Annotated in this window: 17 protein-coding genes; 5 read left to right on the plus strand and 12 right to left on the minus strand. The window is 36.8% G+C overall.

Annotation, left to right across the window (positions count from 1 at the left end):
* Positions 1-102: 102 nt before the first annotated feature.
* Both SGJ10_00940 and SGJ10_00945 read right to left on the minus strand, forming a co-directional pair.
* Entirely contained in the window at positions 103-813 is a 711-nt protein-coding gene (locus tag SGJ10_00940) for a hypothetical protein (GenBank protein MDZ4756688.1), read from the minus strand.
* 79 nt (positions 814-892) lie between these two features.
* Positions 893-1420 carry a hypothetical protein gene (locus SGJ10_00945; GenBank protein MDZ4756689.1) on the minus strand — a complete coding sequence of 176 codons (528 nt, stop codon included), beginning with the start codon at positions 1418-1420 and terminating at the stop codon, positions 893-895.
* Positions 1421-1586: 166 nt separating this feature from the next.
* Here SGJ10_00945 and SGJ10_00950 point away from each other — a divergent pair, with 166 nt between their 5' ends.
* Complete coding sequence (locus SGJ10_00950; GenBank protein MDZ4756690.1) at positions 1587-2060, plus strand: T9SS type A sorting domain-containing protein; 474 nt, start codon at positions 1587-1589, stop codon at positions 2058-2060.
* Positions 2061-2370: 310 nt separating this feature from the next.
* Here SGJ10_00950 and SGJ10_00955 read toward each other — a convergent pair whose 3' ends face one another.
* The 6 genes from SGJ10_00955 to SGJ10_00980 form a co-directional block, all read right to left on the minus strand.
* Entirely contained in the window at positions 2371-2535 is a 165-nt protein-coding gene (locus tag SGJ10_00955; GenBank protein ID MDZ4756691.1) for a hypothetical protein, read from the minus strand.
* A 21-nt stretch (positions 2536-2556) separates the two neighbouring features.
* Complete coding sequence (locus SGJ10_00960) at positions 2557-2700, minus strand: hypothetical protein (protein ID MDZ4756692.1); 144 nt, start codon at positions 2698-2700, stop codon at positions 2557-2559.
* Positions 2701-2710: 10 nt separating this feature from the next.
* Complete coding sequence (locus tag SGJ10_00965; GenBank protein ID MDZ4756693.1) at positions 2711-3094, minus strand: hypothetical protein; 384 nt, start codon at positions 3092-3094, stop codon at positions 2711-2713.
* Between the two features lie 310 nt (positions 3095-3404).
* Positions 3405-7562 (minus strand): T9SS type A sorting domain-containing protein, encoded by a 4158-nt coding sequence (locus SGJ10_00970; protein MDZ4756694.1) that lies wholly within the window; start codon positions 7560-7562, stop codon positions 3405-3407.
* A 151-nt stretch (positions 7563-7713) separates the two neighbouring features.
* Positions 7714-8073 (minus strand): hypothetical protein, encoded by a 360-nt coding sequence (locus tag SGJ10_00975; protein MDZ4756695.1) that lies wholly within the window; start codon positions 8071-8073, stop codon positions 7714-7716.
* A 110-nt stretch (positions 8074-8183) separates the two neighbouring features.
* On the minus strand, positions 8184-8594 hold the full coding sequence (locus SGJ10_00980; GenBank protein MDZ4756696.1) for a hypothetical protein: 411 nt from the start codon (positions 8592-8594) through the stop codon (positions 8184-8186).
* A gap of 312 nt (positions 8595-8906) precedes the next feature.
* Here SGJ10_00980 and SGJ10_00985 point away from each other — a divergent pair, with 312 nt between their 5' ends.
* A complete protein-coding gene (locus tag SGJ10_00985; protein MDZ4756697.1) occupies positions 8907-9047 on the plus strand; it encodes a hypothetical protein in 141 nt (46 codons plus the stop codon).
* A gap of 74 nt (positions 9048-9121) precedes the next feature.
* On the plus strand, positions 9122-9406 hold the full coding sequence (locus SGJ10_00990) for a hypothetical protein (protein ID MDZ4756698.1): 285 nt from the start codon (positions 9122-9124) through the stop codon (positions 9404-9406).
* A gap of 131 nt (positions 9407-9537) precedes the next feature.
* On the opposite strand, the gene SGJ10_00995 is transcribed toward SGJ10_00990, so the two are convergent.
* On the minus strand, positions 9538-9777 hold the full coding sequence (locus SGJ10_00995) for a T9SS type A sorting domain-containing protein (GenBank protein ID MDZ4756699.1): 240 nt from the start codon (positions 9775-9777) through the stop codon (positions 9538-9540).
* A gap of 10 nt (positions 9778-9787) precedes the next feature.
* On the minus strand, positions 9788-10237 hold the full coding sequence (locus SGJ10_01000; GenBank protein MDZ4756700.1) for a hypothetical protein: 450 nt from the start codon (positions 10235-10237) through the stop codon (positions 9788-9790).
* A 554-nt stretch (positions 10238-10791) separates the two neighbouring features.
* Between SGJ10_01000 and SGJ10_01005 the strand changes: the two genes are divergently transcribed.
* Positions 10792-11520, plus strand: coding sequence for a PKD domain-containing protein (locus SGJ10_01005; protein MDZ4756701.1), 729 nt, complete (start codon positions 10792-10794; stop codon positions 11518-11520).
* Positions 11521-11591: 71 nt separating this feature from the next.
* Positions 11592-12023, plus strand: coding sequence for a peptidylprolyl isomerase (locus SGJ10_01010; protein ID MDZ4756702.1), 432 nt, complete (start codon positions 11592-11594; stop codon positions 12021-12023).
* A 168-nt stretch (positions 12024-12191) separates the two neighbouring features.
* Here SGJ10_01010 and SGJ10_01015 read toward each other — a convergent pair whose 3' ends face one another.
* Both SGJ10_01015 and SGJ10_01020 read right to left on the minus strand, forming a co-directional pair.
* Positions 12192-13673, minus strand: a complete 1482-nt coding sequence (locus SGJ10_01015) for a T9SS type A sorting domain-containing protein (GenBank protein MDZ4756703.1) — start codon at positions 13671-13673, stop codon at positions 12192-12194.
* A 158-nt stretch (positions 13674-13831) separates the two neighbouring features.
* A partial coding sequence (locus SGJ10_01020; protein ID MDZ4756704.1) for a hypothetical protein occupies positions 13832-15305 on the minus strand: 1474 nt, incomplete at its 5' end.

A 15305-nucleotide genomic window follows, 5' to 3' on the forward strand; every position in this document is an offset into this window, starting at 1 on the left:
CATACGTTGTTCCCTTATCCGCATGTTCATTTAGTTTAGCTATAATTTCCGAAACACGATTCCCATGTTGGTTTATTTTATTCAAATTTTGCTTTAATAAGGTTAATTTAAGTTTAATCCAAATGCAAATCCGAACCAAGGTTTTGATTGGTAAACCCAAAATTTGTTATTATTGTCGAGTAGGTTGTCCAGTCCAATTGCAATACCAACGGTGAAATTGTTGACAGCAATAATGCCTGCGGTTCCTTTGGTAAATATAACACCATCATATTCTGTGGTGAGATGGTTATTGGTAGTAGTGGGTGTGATAGCTGTGTTGCCTAAACCACCAAAAAATCCAAAAGAAAAACCATAATGGTTTATTGTCCTGTCAGATTTGTTGAGTGGGTTAGTTGCATAGCTTACTATATATTTGTCGGTGCGATAACCTGTATAAACAGATCCATTTAAATTTGTGTTAAGCTGCGATGGAACTCCTTTTTGGGAAGGTCTATATTTTAGTGGCATGGTTAGGAAGTCGATGTCGAAGCTGTTCTTGTTAAAAACAGACACTTTGTTATTCACCGTATTCAATTCTTTGGGGTATACTTCAATACTTACGTTGGTGTCAACAATAACTAGCTTATTAATTTTTTTTGTTTGATGGATTCTTAATATTTCGTCTTCGATTTCAATATATACATGGCGTTTGGATCCATCATTGGTTTGCACGTAATAACCATCATTGAACAAATTCTTTGGAGTATTGCGAATGAGCCCACAACTGCTAAGGGACATAGCAAGGAGTATTGATATTGCAAGTTTAATATTCATGTGAAGGTCATTGTTTAGTTAATATAATACTAGAGATTATCAAGTGCAAATGTAAAAAATATATATCACAATAAAGATATTATTCCATTTTCTCCAAATCATCCTCAATTTTCAAATGCGTGAGCCGCGTTAATTTTTGATTCACTTGTCTAAATTTCTCCTTATCAAAACTTATTACGATAGGTAAATTGAAAAGTGTAATTTTTTTATTGTCACGCAATACAAATTTATAGTAAGCACCTGCACTACGCCATCCTCTATATATTGCCAAATTGATATGAGATTTATCTTGCAAAATATATGTTTTGGATATTGTATTAAATGTTTTAAAATCCCGTATTTCTAATCCATGAGCTCCAAAATAAATATCGCTTGGAATATTGGCAAATAGCATGAAAACGGCTACAATAAATATCACTGCCAAACCTATATAAATTTTGGTGGGCATACCCGCAGCAAAATAAACCACCCCCAACAACATCACCATCAAAAACAAACGTAAGACCCGATAAGTAAGTATGCTTGTTATTTTGCTTGCCGATGAGAGCCCCAAATGCAAGGATGTTTTTGATTCTTCGATGATGGTATAGGGTTTAAAAATATTCATGGAGATATTTACTATATGATTTTTCTAATTCACTTTTTGCCCTCAGATTATAAGTGCCGAAAGTAGTGAGATTCAACTAAAATACAAAACATTTTTTTAAAAGGTCTTCTTCTTAGTTAGGTCACCCATCGCTCCTAATAGTTATCGGGAGCGGATTCCGGACTTGGTGCCACGAACTAGTTTAGTAATCTTAAGCGACCCATTTACAGGCAATGGACACTGGACGGTGGTGAACACAAAACAAGCAACAAATAATTTAACAGCAAATTATATATATGGTGATAAAAATATATGGGAACAAATAGGAGTTGCAATTATATATTATCGCCTCAAAGAAGTAAATGCGAACAATACTTATATATATAGTGAAGTGAAAGCATTGCATAGCAGTGAATCTACTTTGGCTAAAATAAGTATTTGGCCAAACCCCGCCACCGACCACTTAAATATATTGATGGGCAATAGCTGCGAATATCAATTGAGCATAACCGATATGCAAGGTAAAACCATATATATACAAAACACCAACGGAAACAGACAGGAACTCAATATCGAAGCACTGTCGAAAGGTATATATATGCTGGTAGTAAAAGACGCAATTACGACACAAACTCAAACCTACAGATTCGAGAAATTATAAATTGTAGTTCATAGTTTCAAATAGCAAACCCCGATGCTGAAAAGTGTTGGGGTTTGTTTTTTTTGGGCGTGTCGTGTTTTTCAAACCAATACAAGTGCTACTTTACCCCAGTAGCTTAAGAAGTTGGGATCTTGTATTTTTCCACAAAATCCTTGAAATTATTTTCCTTCCCTTGTATCATAAATGAGCTTTTGTTGGTTACTATATCTGCAATATAACCAAAAGTGAGCCCGAAGCAAAAACCTACACTAGACCCAATACATGTAGTATGTCCGCTAAAAATATTCCAGCCTTTAGGGTCAATTGGTGGTTAATTTGCACGTCCTATTGCATAACCCATCACCAATCCTAAGGCTCCAGTTCCTACTGTATATTTATTGGGGTTATAAATTCGAAGCATATTTATTTTTTCAATAGTTATATATAATATCGTATCTGTTTCACCAAGCATACTGTCTCTCATTATCTTATTCACTGCAATGGCATCAGTGGTATACTAGTGTAGCTGGGCTTTTCTTATGGTGCCATCTCGCAACTCTATTTGCACCTTCTTAGGTTTAAGTTCTTGTGCTTGGCTGCCGCTATTTGCGATTAGCACAATGGTAATAATGTTTACTATAGTTTTCATGTTTTCGTACATTTTGTTTATATTATTTAAGAGCTTTTACAAAGATTTCAAAGTGCTCCAATTTGCCATTAATTTCATATTTCCTTTTAGGTATAATAAGATCTGTGATTAATCCTATCAAAGCTCCGTAGGAAATTCCTGAGCAAGTGAAGGCTATAGTTGCCATTCCTTTAATATAATAGTCAACATTGAGATTGATTATAGAGTTGGAATTGGACTGTGGCGATGATTTTGGTTTGGGTTTAATGCGATGTTCAGCTATTACTCCTCCCACTGCCCCTGCTGTTGCCCCAATTGCTATAGCACGTTTTGTATATTTGAAAGGATGTGGGATGGTTAACAATTTTATTTTTTCTATTTCAGTATAATAAAGCGTATCCGCGGTGTCGCGTATTTCCTTTCTCACAATTCTATGTATTATAATAGCGTTGGAATCATAAGCAAGTATTTTTGATTTAATAACTCTGCCATCTCTAAATTCAATGATTGCAGTATTCTTGAAATTTTCGCAAAATAGGGTCTATTTTTGGGTACTTGCCCTTAAATAAAAATGGGGCTTTCCAGGCCCCATTTTTTGTAGCGATATTAGCCTTTTATTTTGTGTAATAATTTTTTTATGCTTTATTAATAAACCGCAGAAGGAAACACAAAGTTCGCTATATACCTGTTCGCATGCTTTGCCGTTAACTTTGTGTTCCTTGCGGTATATTTTATTACTAATGCTTCGCAAACCTCAATTTCTCCACTTTGCTGTCGTGGCTTAGCATTAACATATATACACCTGCGGGTAGTTCTTTTACAGGCATAGTATATAGTGCAATTCCCGCGGCCACTTGTGCATTCCATACCATTTTGCCTTGCATATCTATCACCTGTATTTGGCTGGCATTTTCGCTCACAGCCATTTCGATGTTCAATTGCTCGGTGGTAGGGTTGGGGTATAGTTTTGTAAAGGTGGCGGAATTATTATTTTCTGTTTGTGCGATGCTTGGGGCAAAGCCACCTCCACCACCTGCTTGGCATCCGCCATTTTGCTGTGACGCCAAGGTGCCGAATAGCTTATAATTAGATGTAACCTGATTGATAGAATTTTTATAACTAATAGCTAATTTACCAAAATAGGTATTCGAGGTAATTCCATTAGGTAATGGGTAAGCACCGCCATTTATTCTGTCAAAATAATTATTGTTACATTGTGATGATGAAGCAGTATTGGCATTGGTAACACTTGCATTAATGTATAAACCGCTAGTTGCTATAAAGTCATTAAATCCAGCCTTCAAATTTAAATTATTGACATTATTTAATCCCAGTGGTGATTCTTTAAATATATTGAATCCTCCATAATCAGAAGTATTGTGCAAGGTAGTGGAACTTAAATTTACACTGGCAAAATCTATATTTATATCTGTACTTGTAAACTTATTGCACTTAAGGGTCACTAAGAATGGATTTGATGAAGGTGACACAATATATACATTGGAAGCTATTATATTATTATTTTTCAATAGTAATAAAGCATTAATATTTCCGCGGTAATCAATACCGATATTATTATTTTTAAACTTACAACCATATAATGTAGAAGTCATGGTAATCCAATTTGCATTGAGAGCTTTTGCATTATCTTGAAATATACAATTGTTCAGCGTAAAACCAGCATCGTGAATACTCATGGCTAAGGTATTGTTATAGAATTCATCAAGATAGAATGATGGACTAGACAGTGCATAATCACTTGAGAAATCTAGAGCAGTTGTAGCATTATAGAATTTGCTATGATCTATATGAATTTGATTGTCGGTTTGATTGTTAAATACTATTCCTTTCCAGCTATTGTTTATGTTTGAAGTTGAAGGTTTGAAAGTAGCATTCTCAAAATACACGGGAGCGAATATGTTAAAAACAGAAGATTGATTAGCTACAACTATGGCACCATCCACCTTAAACATTCCTAATTGACTAGGAATTGTGATTGCTCCACTTATTTCTAGTTTTGTTTCATTAGTCGTACTTTTAAATTCAATTGTTGAGCCGCTATTGGCGGCTATCCCAAAAGTATTATTAGCATTGTTAAATATAACAAGTCCGGCACCGTTGGGTTTAAAGATGGCATTGTTTGACAAGTACAAACGTCCCTTAATCTCAATAGTAGCACCTTCTTCAATATATATATCAGTATTGTTTTCTACAAACAATGTAGCATCTTTTTCTATAATTAAGGTACTTCCACTATATATATATAAATGGCTACCAGAATTTAAATATAGATTACTGCCTTCTGAAATTCTAACAATACCTTTGTTGTTGTTAGGAATATTGTTATTGTCTCCAATAGTAAAGGTACCGCCGTTATTTATGGAAACTTCACTACCACAATTTGATGTATATAGCTCAAAAGAAGTGTTTTTAAAATTCTGTTCGTCTCTTTTATTCCAATCATCACCAGCAATTTTATAATTAACAAAATCATATTTGTTCACTTGCAAGATTCCATCTGAATTTACTTCAATGTCGTTTAATATATGTCTGAAATGAGTGCCAAAATTATATGTATTACAGGTCTGAGAATAACTAACTTCATTCGCATCCATATAATTTACTTTTTTAGGCAATGTTGATAATTGGTTGCAGGTTCTGCGAAGTTCCATAATTAACCAATTAATATTGGAATTGGTCATCTGAACATGAAGTTGGCTAGTATATTCGTATTGACTAGAGGGTGCATAGTAAGCATCAAATGCATATTTGCTGCGATTTGGGTAATCAGAATTTTGAGTTTCATTTTTAGCAGATGCGTAAAGATCATTTGTAAGTAATGCCAAACTACTATTAGTAGGAATAAAGCAGCTACTTGCAAAATTTGCTTTAGAGATTTGTAGTTTTATATTTCCCCCAATTCCTGCAAGAGCATTGAAAGATTTAACCGCATCGTTTAATCCTCCCGGTGCATTTTCATAACCTGGATTAATACTATTGTTCCAATCAACTTCTAATTTATTTTTCCACCTATTTGCATCACCCATAAATATTCTATATCTACCACTTCCAGCACCTGAAGTTGCTTTCATCTCTGATTTGATAGCTCCGCCATTAAAAACTATAGCAGGTATATACAAGGCAGAACGCCAAAGTCCGACCATTATACCTTTAAAGATATTATCTTGTCCGGCCCAACCAGTTGCTAACCAATTAGTAGAGTATGGTATTTTCAACTCTGCCAATGTACTTTCGTTTGCAATGCCATTATAGGTTCCTACACCGCTTCCATTGCTAACTGCTACTCTCCTGATATATTTTGGATAGCTTCCTAAATTGTTTGTCAAATCGTTCATAAAATCCAATCTCAATTGATGAGGGCCATACGCTGCCCCATTTGAACTTGTAGTCCCCTCGGGTGAATTATTTAGTAATTGAAATGCTGCTGGTCGTGTTAGTTTGTGTTTATAGGTAGACACTGCATCCGCAAATAAATTATCAGTATTATACTTTGTGAAATATTGCATAAATAATTGCACACTAATGGGAATATTGGATCCTTTGTGCGGCGAATCAAAATATACAGACGAACGAACGCAATGTTTCATATTTTTCTTTTCCATGTAACTTAATGCATACCTTGTAACTTGCCCACCCATGCTAGCACCTAGCACTACCAATTCGTCTTTACTGCATTTATTAGCATTTATATAATTAATTAATTCTACTAATACCATTGCATTAGCCTGCATATAAGTGGCCCCATCTTTAAAATCGAGGAAAACAACATCATATCCCTCATTGTGTAGTTTTTCGAGTAAAGTAGGCCCTAATTGAAATTCACCCCATCTTGGGTCTTGTGATACAATTGCAGTTTGCGTCGCATTGACCATCCCATTATACCAACCCGTTGCAATATCAATATATCCTAAATTACCACATTTTCCATTAATGCAAGGTCTGTCTGTTGCTCCATGAGGTCTGTCTGGTGTTCCAAAGTCAATCCCATCTACAAAAATAAGAGGTTTTTTAAAGCAGCCCGAAGTATTCCCTTTACCAAAAGTATATACATACAATCCTTCAGCATATAGGTTTTTAAAAGCAATAGAAGCTTTAATATCCGCATACTGTGGACTAAAAGGTAAAGATGATAGTTTTCCTGCTATATGCAATATAATACGAGTGTGGAATGTCACTCCCGAGGCCGCATCATATAATTTAATATCACCATTGAAAACTCCTTGATTGGGAAAGTTAATAGTGAATGTAGCACCTAAAGCCATAGTCCTATAGCCTTGCCCGTCACCAAAATCAATTTGGATATTACTTGAATCTGCAAGATTATTTGTTAGCAGAAATTCTTTTCCTAAATAAAAACTGACTGATGTGTCGGAACCAGAAGAACAAAAACGCGGTGTGCCAGTAAAAATGCGGCTTTCAGCGTATGGACTTACATTGTTTCCAACCACATCTTCTAAATATCCATTGCTGGTATCAAGTGAATGATTTGTGAACGCATCATCTTTGATATAATTGAATCTATAGTTATATATAATTATGGGATTAATATTTTGCTTATCCATATCATTGGCCAGTACTAGCATACTATCATATGAAATTAATGCACTACCATTTACAGACATTTCATTTAGTTTTGAGTGCAGATAAGACATACGTGCTGATGATATAACTTCATCGCTATCACCATCAAAGTTGGCCAATGTAATGGGATGCAAGGTTCTGTCCATAAGCATTCCTGTCGGAATTTTTGATTTGTCCAAATGTGATAATATATTGATTAATTCTTTTTTCGCTTCTGCCAATGTATCAACTTGGCATTTTGCTTTTTGCCCAAAGAATAGGGCGATTATTATACTAAATATTATTTTTTTCATGATTGTTTTTTATTTAAGTGAAGTCCATATCTACCCTGTCAATTAGAGATGGTTGCTTCGTTGAATTGTTTTTTATGACAGGAGGCTTTTTTATAATTCTTCAATAACAAGTATGAGAAATTATCCACTATAAATTTGTATAATGATAAATTTAATATTGCAAAATGATATCATTATATACACCTTCACGCGGATCAAAAAGTCTCACATCTATATTCATAATTATACCATATTGTATCGTATAATACAAATCATTGTTTTTAACCGCACTAATATGATAGAAACCATTAGCCTCACTATACACGTTAGCTACCGTTTGACTGCTTGTAGGATATTGATTGTAATCCTTGGTCAACAAATAAATGGGAACACCTTCGACACCAGTGTCAGTTCCGTGCGTAACTACACGACCTGTAATATGTATCATACCATCATTTAGTTTATGTTTACACCCAGTTATTATCGAGAATGACAATACAAGTATTATAATAAGATATTTTAAATTTTTCATGTTGATTGTATTTTAAGTTTTAATGTATTTGATTGTTTTCTGTTTCACAAAATCAAGGAGGGGGTCGTATAATTTTGCAAATTTGGAGATTGATATTGTTCATGATAGTTTTATTTCTTGTTTTTAATTAGTTTGATGTCTACAAAATTTTGCACTCTACTATTGAATTGAAGTCCTGCTGATGCATAATGTTGATAGCCTTTTTCACGAACTTCTAAGTTATAATCTATATCCTCAACGGCAGCGGTCTCAATAGAAAAACAGCCGTTTGCTTTGCTCTGTATTTCTGCAACAGGGTAATGTAAAGGTGCAGTGCCATCATGCTCTGTGGCCATTATATATATATCGGCACCTACTATTTTATTTCCAGTCGTACTTTCACTTATTTTGCCAGTAATGCATAAGTTGGATTTCGTGGGTCTGTTTTTGCAGGAAGAAAATGCAACGATGACACATATAATCCAAACGGTAAAATATATAAATGTGAAATATTTGTTAACTATGGCGATAAATTGTTTCATGGTGGTATGGGTTATTATTATATATATATGCTTTGTTTTAATGTTACAAACTTGAGGTATTGTTTTCATACTGATTCCACACAATCTGTCGTCGTTTTTTTAGTCCGCCCACACATTCTGCGTTATCGGCAAAAAGTGCTTTTGCATTTCCACATAGTATGTGGTTTTGCGAAAAAAAGTTAGAAGTGCCACCTAGGTAGTGGAGAAAAGTGTTTACTTTGTTTTAAAAACCACATCATGCGGGGAAAAAACTTTTAAAAACCTTTATCCCATTCCAAACGTTGAACCTAATGCAAGTGAACGATTGCGTGTTTGGCAAAAAAGAGCCTCGAGAAATTGAAACTATTACATCAACGCCTCGATAAACTAAGCCAAACCCATGAGAGACTAAAAAAAATAATATTTAGCAAAATGAAGGCAGGCGTGAACAAGGCCATGGCAAGCCTAGCCTAATTTAAATGTGAATTACAAATTAAGAATTAGCTAAGCGTAATTTGTAATTCGTAAAATCGTAATTGAATATATATATGACAAACTTAGAATTCAACGGAACACATTTAGAATATTTGGTAGGCAAAGGATACCAGTATTATCTGTTTATGGTTACTAACCCGCACGATGTGCAAGGTGCTAAAATAGTAAAAGTATATCCCCACAAAACGGAGGAAGAAGCACAGGCCAAAAAAGAAAGCAGCGAAACCAGTGAGCACGATTATATACATAGCCTGCACACCGCCCCCGGCGATATAGTAGATGCTGCCAGTGGCATAAAAGGCACGAAGTATTATATACAGGATTTGTTTACTCTTTAGAAGTAGTCAGTAGTCAGCCCCGCCGCGGCGGTCAGTAGAAAGTAGTAAGTAGAAAGTCTTAAGTCGTAAGTAGTTTGGAAAAACTATTAATCCTGCCGTGGCGGGAACCATTAAACCCGCGGCGGCGGGTATCATTTACCATCATCTTCTACTTTAACAAATTGGGATACCTGTGCAATGCCGTTTGAGCTTGTAAGATATATATAATAAGTACCTGCAAATTGGTTTTCAACAGTTATGGAAATTATATTATTGCCAACCCTGCCCGTACCCATTTGTGTGGAAACCTCCCTGCCGATGCCATCGGTAATGGTAAGTGTATAGGCACTGTTTTCCAACAGTGTAAAGGACACGTCGGCGATATTGTTCACAGGTTGGGATTTATTTTACGCTACTAACTAAGCCAAGCTTTTTTGTTTCTGATTTAATTGTTTTTAAATACTTACTATTGCCATCAATGTCCACTTGTTTTATTCTATAATATAATATATTTGCTAAGGCTTGTTTATATGTATATTGGAGCTCGCCTGCATTGCTATTATATTCATTCCCTTTTATGGTTTCAATTTCAAAATAATCTTTACCATGAGTCAATATTTCAAGCATATTGTGGTAATATATTTGGTCGCTTGCTGCAGTCCAGTGTATGTTTACCTCCCTACTTTGTTGTTCGGCAGTAGAGCTTATTAAGGTTTCATTGGGGGGCTCAGAACTTATATTATTTTTTGGCGAGAAATGATTTAGGCTATTCATAGGTGCGTAAGCCGAAATGTTGTTGCTATTGCCTATCATTATTACTGATAATATAAACATGCTGATTAAATTTTTCATAGTTGTATTTTCTTTAAGTTTGTTATAGATTGTTTGACTTTTATTATAGTGCAAAGTAATATTAAATATATACCTCAATAAAATGATATGGGATACTTAAATAATATGATGCTCTTCATACACAATTATATAGCTGTTGTTTTATTATAATGACACAAGAAAAATCAATTGTGGATGGTGGGGACATCAATATTGATTTGGAGATTTGAAACCGCCTCCCTGAAGGTACTTTTGGCATTGTCTATATGATTGTCTTTTCTATATCTTGTCTCTAGTGAGACTTTATATCAACTATATATGATTTTTGGTTGTAGATGTCGAATTATTATAATAGACATCTTTCATAACCCTTCAGATTGCACTGCTTTTGATACCGCTGTTTTCGATACGCTTAGTCAAAAACCCAAAGGTTGTGCAATTGATAGCTTTGGTGCTTTTAAGGGCAAATACTTGTTAGGCACTATTTCTTTACCCGATTATTTCTGTACCGGCGACTCTGTTATATATAAAATAGTACCACCAAATGGCTATACCAATGCACAGCATGGAACCCAATGGAAGATAATTTCTGGACCAACCATAAAGACATTGTCGGGCAATACATTCCCATCATCATCGTACGTTTGCACTGCACCAAGTGCAAATGCCAATGCAAAAGTACTGGCGACACCACGCAAATTATTTCAGCAGCCAAGAGCAATAATTATGCAGTAAGTATTACAGATAAAGGTAAATGCTCAGCGACTGATACTGTGCGGGTTGATATATACAAAAGTACCAATGCTGGTTTTTCATATAGCACCAATTCACTGCTGGTCTTCTATCAGCCAACAGATACCACCCAATCAAATTACTTCTGGGACTTTGGAGACTTATCAAACTCATCCCAGCGGAGTCCTTCGCACTTTTATAGTTCTTTTGGCAGCTATAAGGTAGTCCTCACTGTAACTAAGAATACACCCTGTGCTATCCAAACTTCAAAATCAATAGTTCTTACTGGATTGGAGACTACAAAAGCAGAGAATACCTTATCCATCTACCCCAACCCAACTTCTGGTCAAACCTATCTTAACTATTCAGGCTCAAGAGCAGGTAAACTTACCATAGAGGTGCACGACCAAGCAGGAAGGCTGGTAATTGTTCCTGTGGCAATGAATATAGACGTAGGTTTAAACAATATTGAAATACCCGCAATACCCTCATTGGCTAATGGTATATATTTTATTAAGGTTAGGCTTAATGGCAATGAATATAATTTTAGACTTTGCAAAATGAATGAGTAGAAAGGGAGATTTTGACATAAGCAACTAACCTTTACCATTCACCATTAACTTTGCACGCAAATTAAAAAACTATGTACGCAGAAATACAAACCGACAAAGGCACTATGAAGATTGAATTCTTCGAAAAAGATGCCCCAAACACCGTTAAAAATTTTACCGACCTAGCCAAGAAAGGCTATTATGATGGCCTAACTTTTCACCGCGTTATCCCTAACTTTGTAATACAGGGAGGTTGCCCCACAGGTACAGGCAGTGGCGGCCCAGGTTACAAAATCGATTGCGAACTAAAAGGCGACAACCAATACCACGACCGCGGAGTATTAAGCATGGCCCATGCAGGTCGCAACACAGGCGGCTCACAGTTTTTCATTTGCCATAGCCGCGATAATACGGCTCACCTCGATCGCAACCATACCGTATTTGGTAAAGTAATAGATGGCTTAGATGTAATTGATGGCATACGCGAAGGCGATGTGATGAATAAGGTGGTGGTTGTTGAGTGAATAGATTATTCTTCAGCCCACACTGAGCCCCTTGCATAGCCCATGAATTCAGTCATGGAAATAATAATATTCATAAACATAAAAACCCTTGAGCATTCACTCAAGGGTTTTTTATATTGCAACAGCCGAAGCCGCGGGTAGCAAGTGCGATATACTTATTTCCTTGTACTATTCCCGCACCCATTTAAGTACCTGCCTTTGTCCCCCTTGTTCTATTTGTATAACGTATATACCCTTAGCGAGGTTTTCGCCGCCCAATTCTACTAGCTTTCCTTGTGCATTAAGGTTCAAATTGTCTTTATATATTAGTTTTCCGGTTATATCCGTAATTTGGATGGAGGCAAGCTCACTACTTTCTGATGCGATAAACAAATAGCTCATTCCACTAGAGGGGTTGGGATACAGGCTTACCTGCGTAATTGATTTTTCATTATTGATATATATACTACGAACAATACTATAGTTAATCTGTCCATCTAAGTCATACTGTGCAAGGCGATAATATAAAGTTGTTATTCCTTTGTCGGCAAATGCAATAATATTTGGGTCAAGTATATTATAATTACTTATACTTTTGCTATTGCCCGCTGCTTTCACATTTCCTATATCCTCAAAGTCTTTTCCGTTCAAGCTTCGTTGCACCACAAAATGGCTGCTGTTGTATTCGGTGGCAGTGCTCCAGTTAAGTTGTGCATCATTGCCTTTTTTGGTGGCCGTAAAACCAAGCCAAGTTACAGGCAAAGGAGAGTTAGGATTGCCACCAATGCCAAAAGGTGTATTGGCAAATGAATTGGTAAGCCCACTGCGACTAATACTATAAGGATTACTTCCACTTGCAGCAGCCCCATTTGTATTTGCTTGCCAACTTCCGCCACTGAACAAGGCGATGGCACAATTGCTTCGGTAGAAGCTTCCGCCCTCGTTGGCCGTGTTCCAAGTAAAAGTAAGTGCTAGAGTGGAGCCTCCTGTTGTGGCCTCATCCACTATCCAAGTTTTGTTCACTTCTTGGGCTGGGCTGAGCGGGGAACCACTCGGAACGCCATTGTTATTATATGAACTATATACATTGTCGAGCACACGAATACCAAATACATCCGAGGTTCCAGTATTTGCAAGTGTGGCAGGTGTATAGCTTGCCAAGGCAGAGCCAACGGGGAAAACGACCGAACCACCGCTTACATTTTGTAAAAGTTTACCTGTACCATCAGTCACCACAAAGCTTTGGGTTCCCGCACCCGTGAACACAGAACCATTTTGCATATTGAGATTGTAATTTCCCAATTGTATATAGTTCCCGTTTCCTGTTAGATCTATATAGTTTGTTATCGTCATATCATTGTTGAGAACCACAATACTTCCTCCTTTGTTCACGTCCAAGTTATATAATGGGCTTGTTCCCATGTCAATACTTTGCTGACTGCTGCCTGTGAGTTCTATTTTGCCGTTCCCGGTATAAACATCAGCATTTGTAAAATTACCGGTTGTGCTGAGTGTGCCGCTATTATTCAGCGTTCCTAAAGTGTTACTTACACTGCCTGAAACAGAAAGTGTTGTGCCGGGTGATATATATAACACGGTTCCATTGTTGGTGAGTGTTTGTGCTGATGCTGAACTTGCAAGTAGAGCGAATATATATATGATTTTTTTCATTGTTGCGAGGGGGTTGAGATTTAGGATTAGGGTTATATGACTTTGAAAATATACATGAGGTGAGAAAGATTCTACAACTCTTCGACACTTTGCTTCTTCAGAGTAAACTAAGCTCAGTGTATCATCATGATATATATTTAATGGTTCAAATTTGTTTATCATTTTATCTGCAGCCAGTTTGAGCCATCGCTAACCAACCACAATGCCACACTGCTTCCCAAAGATGTTTGTGAACTAGTGACCAAATCTTTCCATCCCGGTGAGATGGTTCTTGAAGAACCTGTCTGATTAATAATTACTACGGTTCTGTTTGTGCATGTGCTTGCTGTGGGTAGTGTGATGGTGCCGGTACCCGAAGAATATATCCAAATCTGTCCGGTATTGTCAGGATTGGTGGTACCGGCTGCCAGACCCGTTTTGGCTTTCATGCCAATGGCTCCGTTAAAGTCTAATGCCGAAACCGGAGATGTGGTGCCAATACCTACTCCATTAGAGGCTACTGTCATTACCTGTTGAGTACCTACTGTAGTTGTAGCATCAGTACCGTGGTCCCACACATAAAAATCAATAGCGTTGCCAGTAGTAGAACTAGAGTTATGGCGTGACTTAATAGCGTGTTGGTAGTTGGTAGTGCCATTATAGCTTAGTAACATTTGATTGCTTGAAGTGCTTCCATTGGCATTTCCACTGCGTAGCAGCAACGAGTTTGTACCCGCATTGGTGCCTGTAATATCGAGCAATGCCTGCGGCGAGGTTACTCCTATGCCCACATTGCCACTTAACGCTGAATATTGATTGTTGCCGCTGGTTGTCCAATTGCCATTTGCAAGGGTTGTTGGATTTACCCAAGTACCATTACCGCTTGTATTGCTTTGCAAAACATAACCACTAATGGCACCATTGGTCATTTGAATATATTTTGAAGTAAGACTATCATTTATGGTCAGGTGATTGTTGCTGAAATCTCCATATATAAGTGGAATCGTAGTATTGCTGTTGTCAATATATAATTTATTGCTGCCCGCTTCATAAAACCCAACTTCCTGGCCAACAAATACATTGCCGCTACCTAAATTGCTATATCCGGCTGCATATCCAACTGCAGTATTGTTAGAGCCGTTTGCATTATTCTCCAAGCTTCTTGAGCCTACAGCCACATTATATTGCCCGGTTGAATCCAATCTAAGACTCAGTGTACCTATCGCAGTGTTTCCATAACCTGTAGTATTGGTAGATAAGGCATATGCCCCCAGTGAAGAATTATAATAACCTGTGCTGTTATATCGTGAGGCAAAACTCCCAATAGCCACGTTGAAATCGCCGTTAGTGCTTCCCGATCCTGAACTTGATCCAATATATATATTTTTAAGATTTGATGAAGTACCCTCACTCGTACCCGTTCCTCCATTGCCGGCATTATTACTCAGAAAACTTGACCCTATATATCTCAAGGCACCAACTGATGTAAGCGAGTTAACCCATGCACCATTACCACTTGAATCGCTTTGCAAGACATAGGAATTGGTTGCTCCGCTTGTCATTTGTAAGTTGGTGGTTTTAGTGGTGCCGCTCACTTCTAATTTATTTGTTGGAGAAGAAATACCGATTCCAACATTTCCGCTTTTAAGAACC

It is taken from the genome of Bacteroidota bacterium, from assembly GCA_034439655.1.
Lineage (GTDB): Bacteria > Bacteroidota > Bacteroidia > UKL13-3 > UKL13-3 > CANJUD01.

Coding starts and splice junctions, on each gene's coding strand:
- SGJ10_00940 (MDZ4756688.1), bottom strand. CDS start 813: ATGAATATTAAACTTGCAATATCAATACTCCTTGCTATGTCCCTTAGC.
- SGJ10_00945 (MDZ4756689.1), bottom strand. CDS start 1,420: ATGAATATTTTTAAACCCTATACCATCATCGAAGAATCAAAAACATCC.
- SGJ10_00960 (MDZ4756692.1), bottom strand. CDS start 2,700: ATGTACGAAAACATGAAAACTATAGTAAACATTATTACCATTGTGCTA.
- SGJ10_00970 (MDZ4756694.1), bottom strand. CDS start 7,562: ATGAAAAAAATAATATTTAGTATAATAATCGCCCTATTCTTTGGGCAA.
- SGJ10_00975 (MDZ4756695.1), bottom strand. CDS start 8,073: ATGAAAAATTTAAAATATCTTATTATAATACTTGTATTGTCATTCTCG.
- SGJ10_00980 (MDZ4756696.1), bottom strand. CDS start 8,594: ATGAAACAATTTATCGCCATAGTTAACAAATATTTCACATTTATATAT.
- SGJ10_00990 (MDZ4756698.1), top strand. CDS start 9,122: ATGACAAACTTAGAATTCAACGGAACACATTTAGAATATTTGGTAGGC.
- SGJ10_01000 (MDZ4756700.1), bottom strand. CDS start 10,237: ATGAAAAATTTAATCAGCATGTTTATATTATCAGTAATAATGATAGGC.
- SGJ10_01005 (MDZ4756701.1), top strand. CDS start 10,792: ATGGAAGATAATTTCTGGACCAACCATAAAGACATTGTCGGGCAATAC.
- SGJ10_01010 (MDZ4756702.1), top strand. CDS start 11,592: ATGTACGCAGAAATACAAACCGACAAAGGCACTATGAAGATTGAATTC.
- SGJ10_01015 (MDZ4756703.1), bottom strand. CDS start 13,673: ATGAAAAAAATCATATATATATTCGCTCTACTTGCAAGTTCAGCATCA.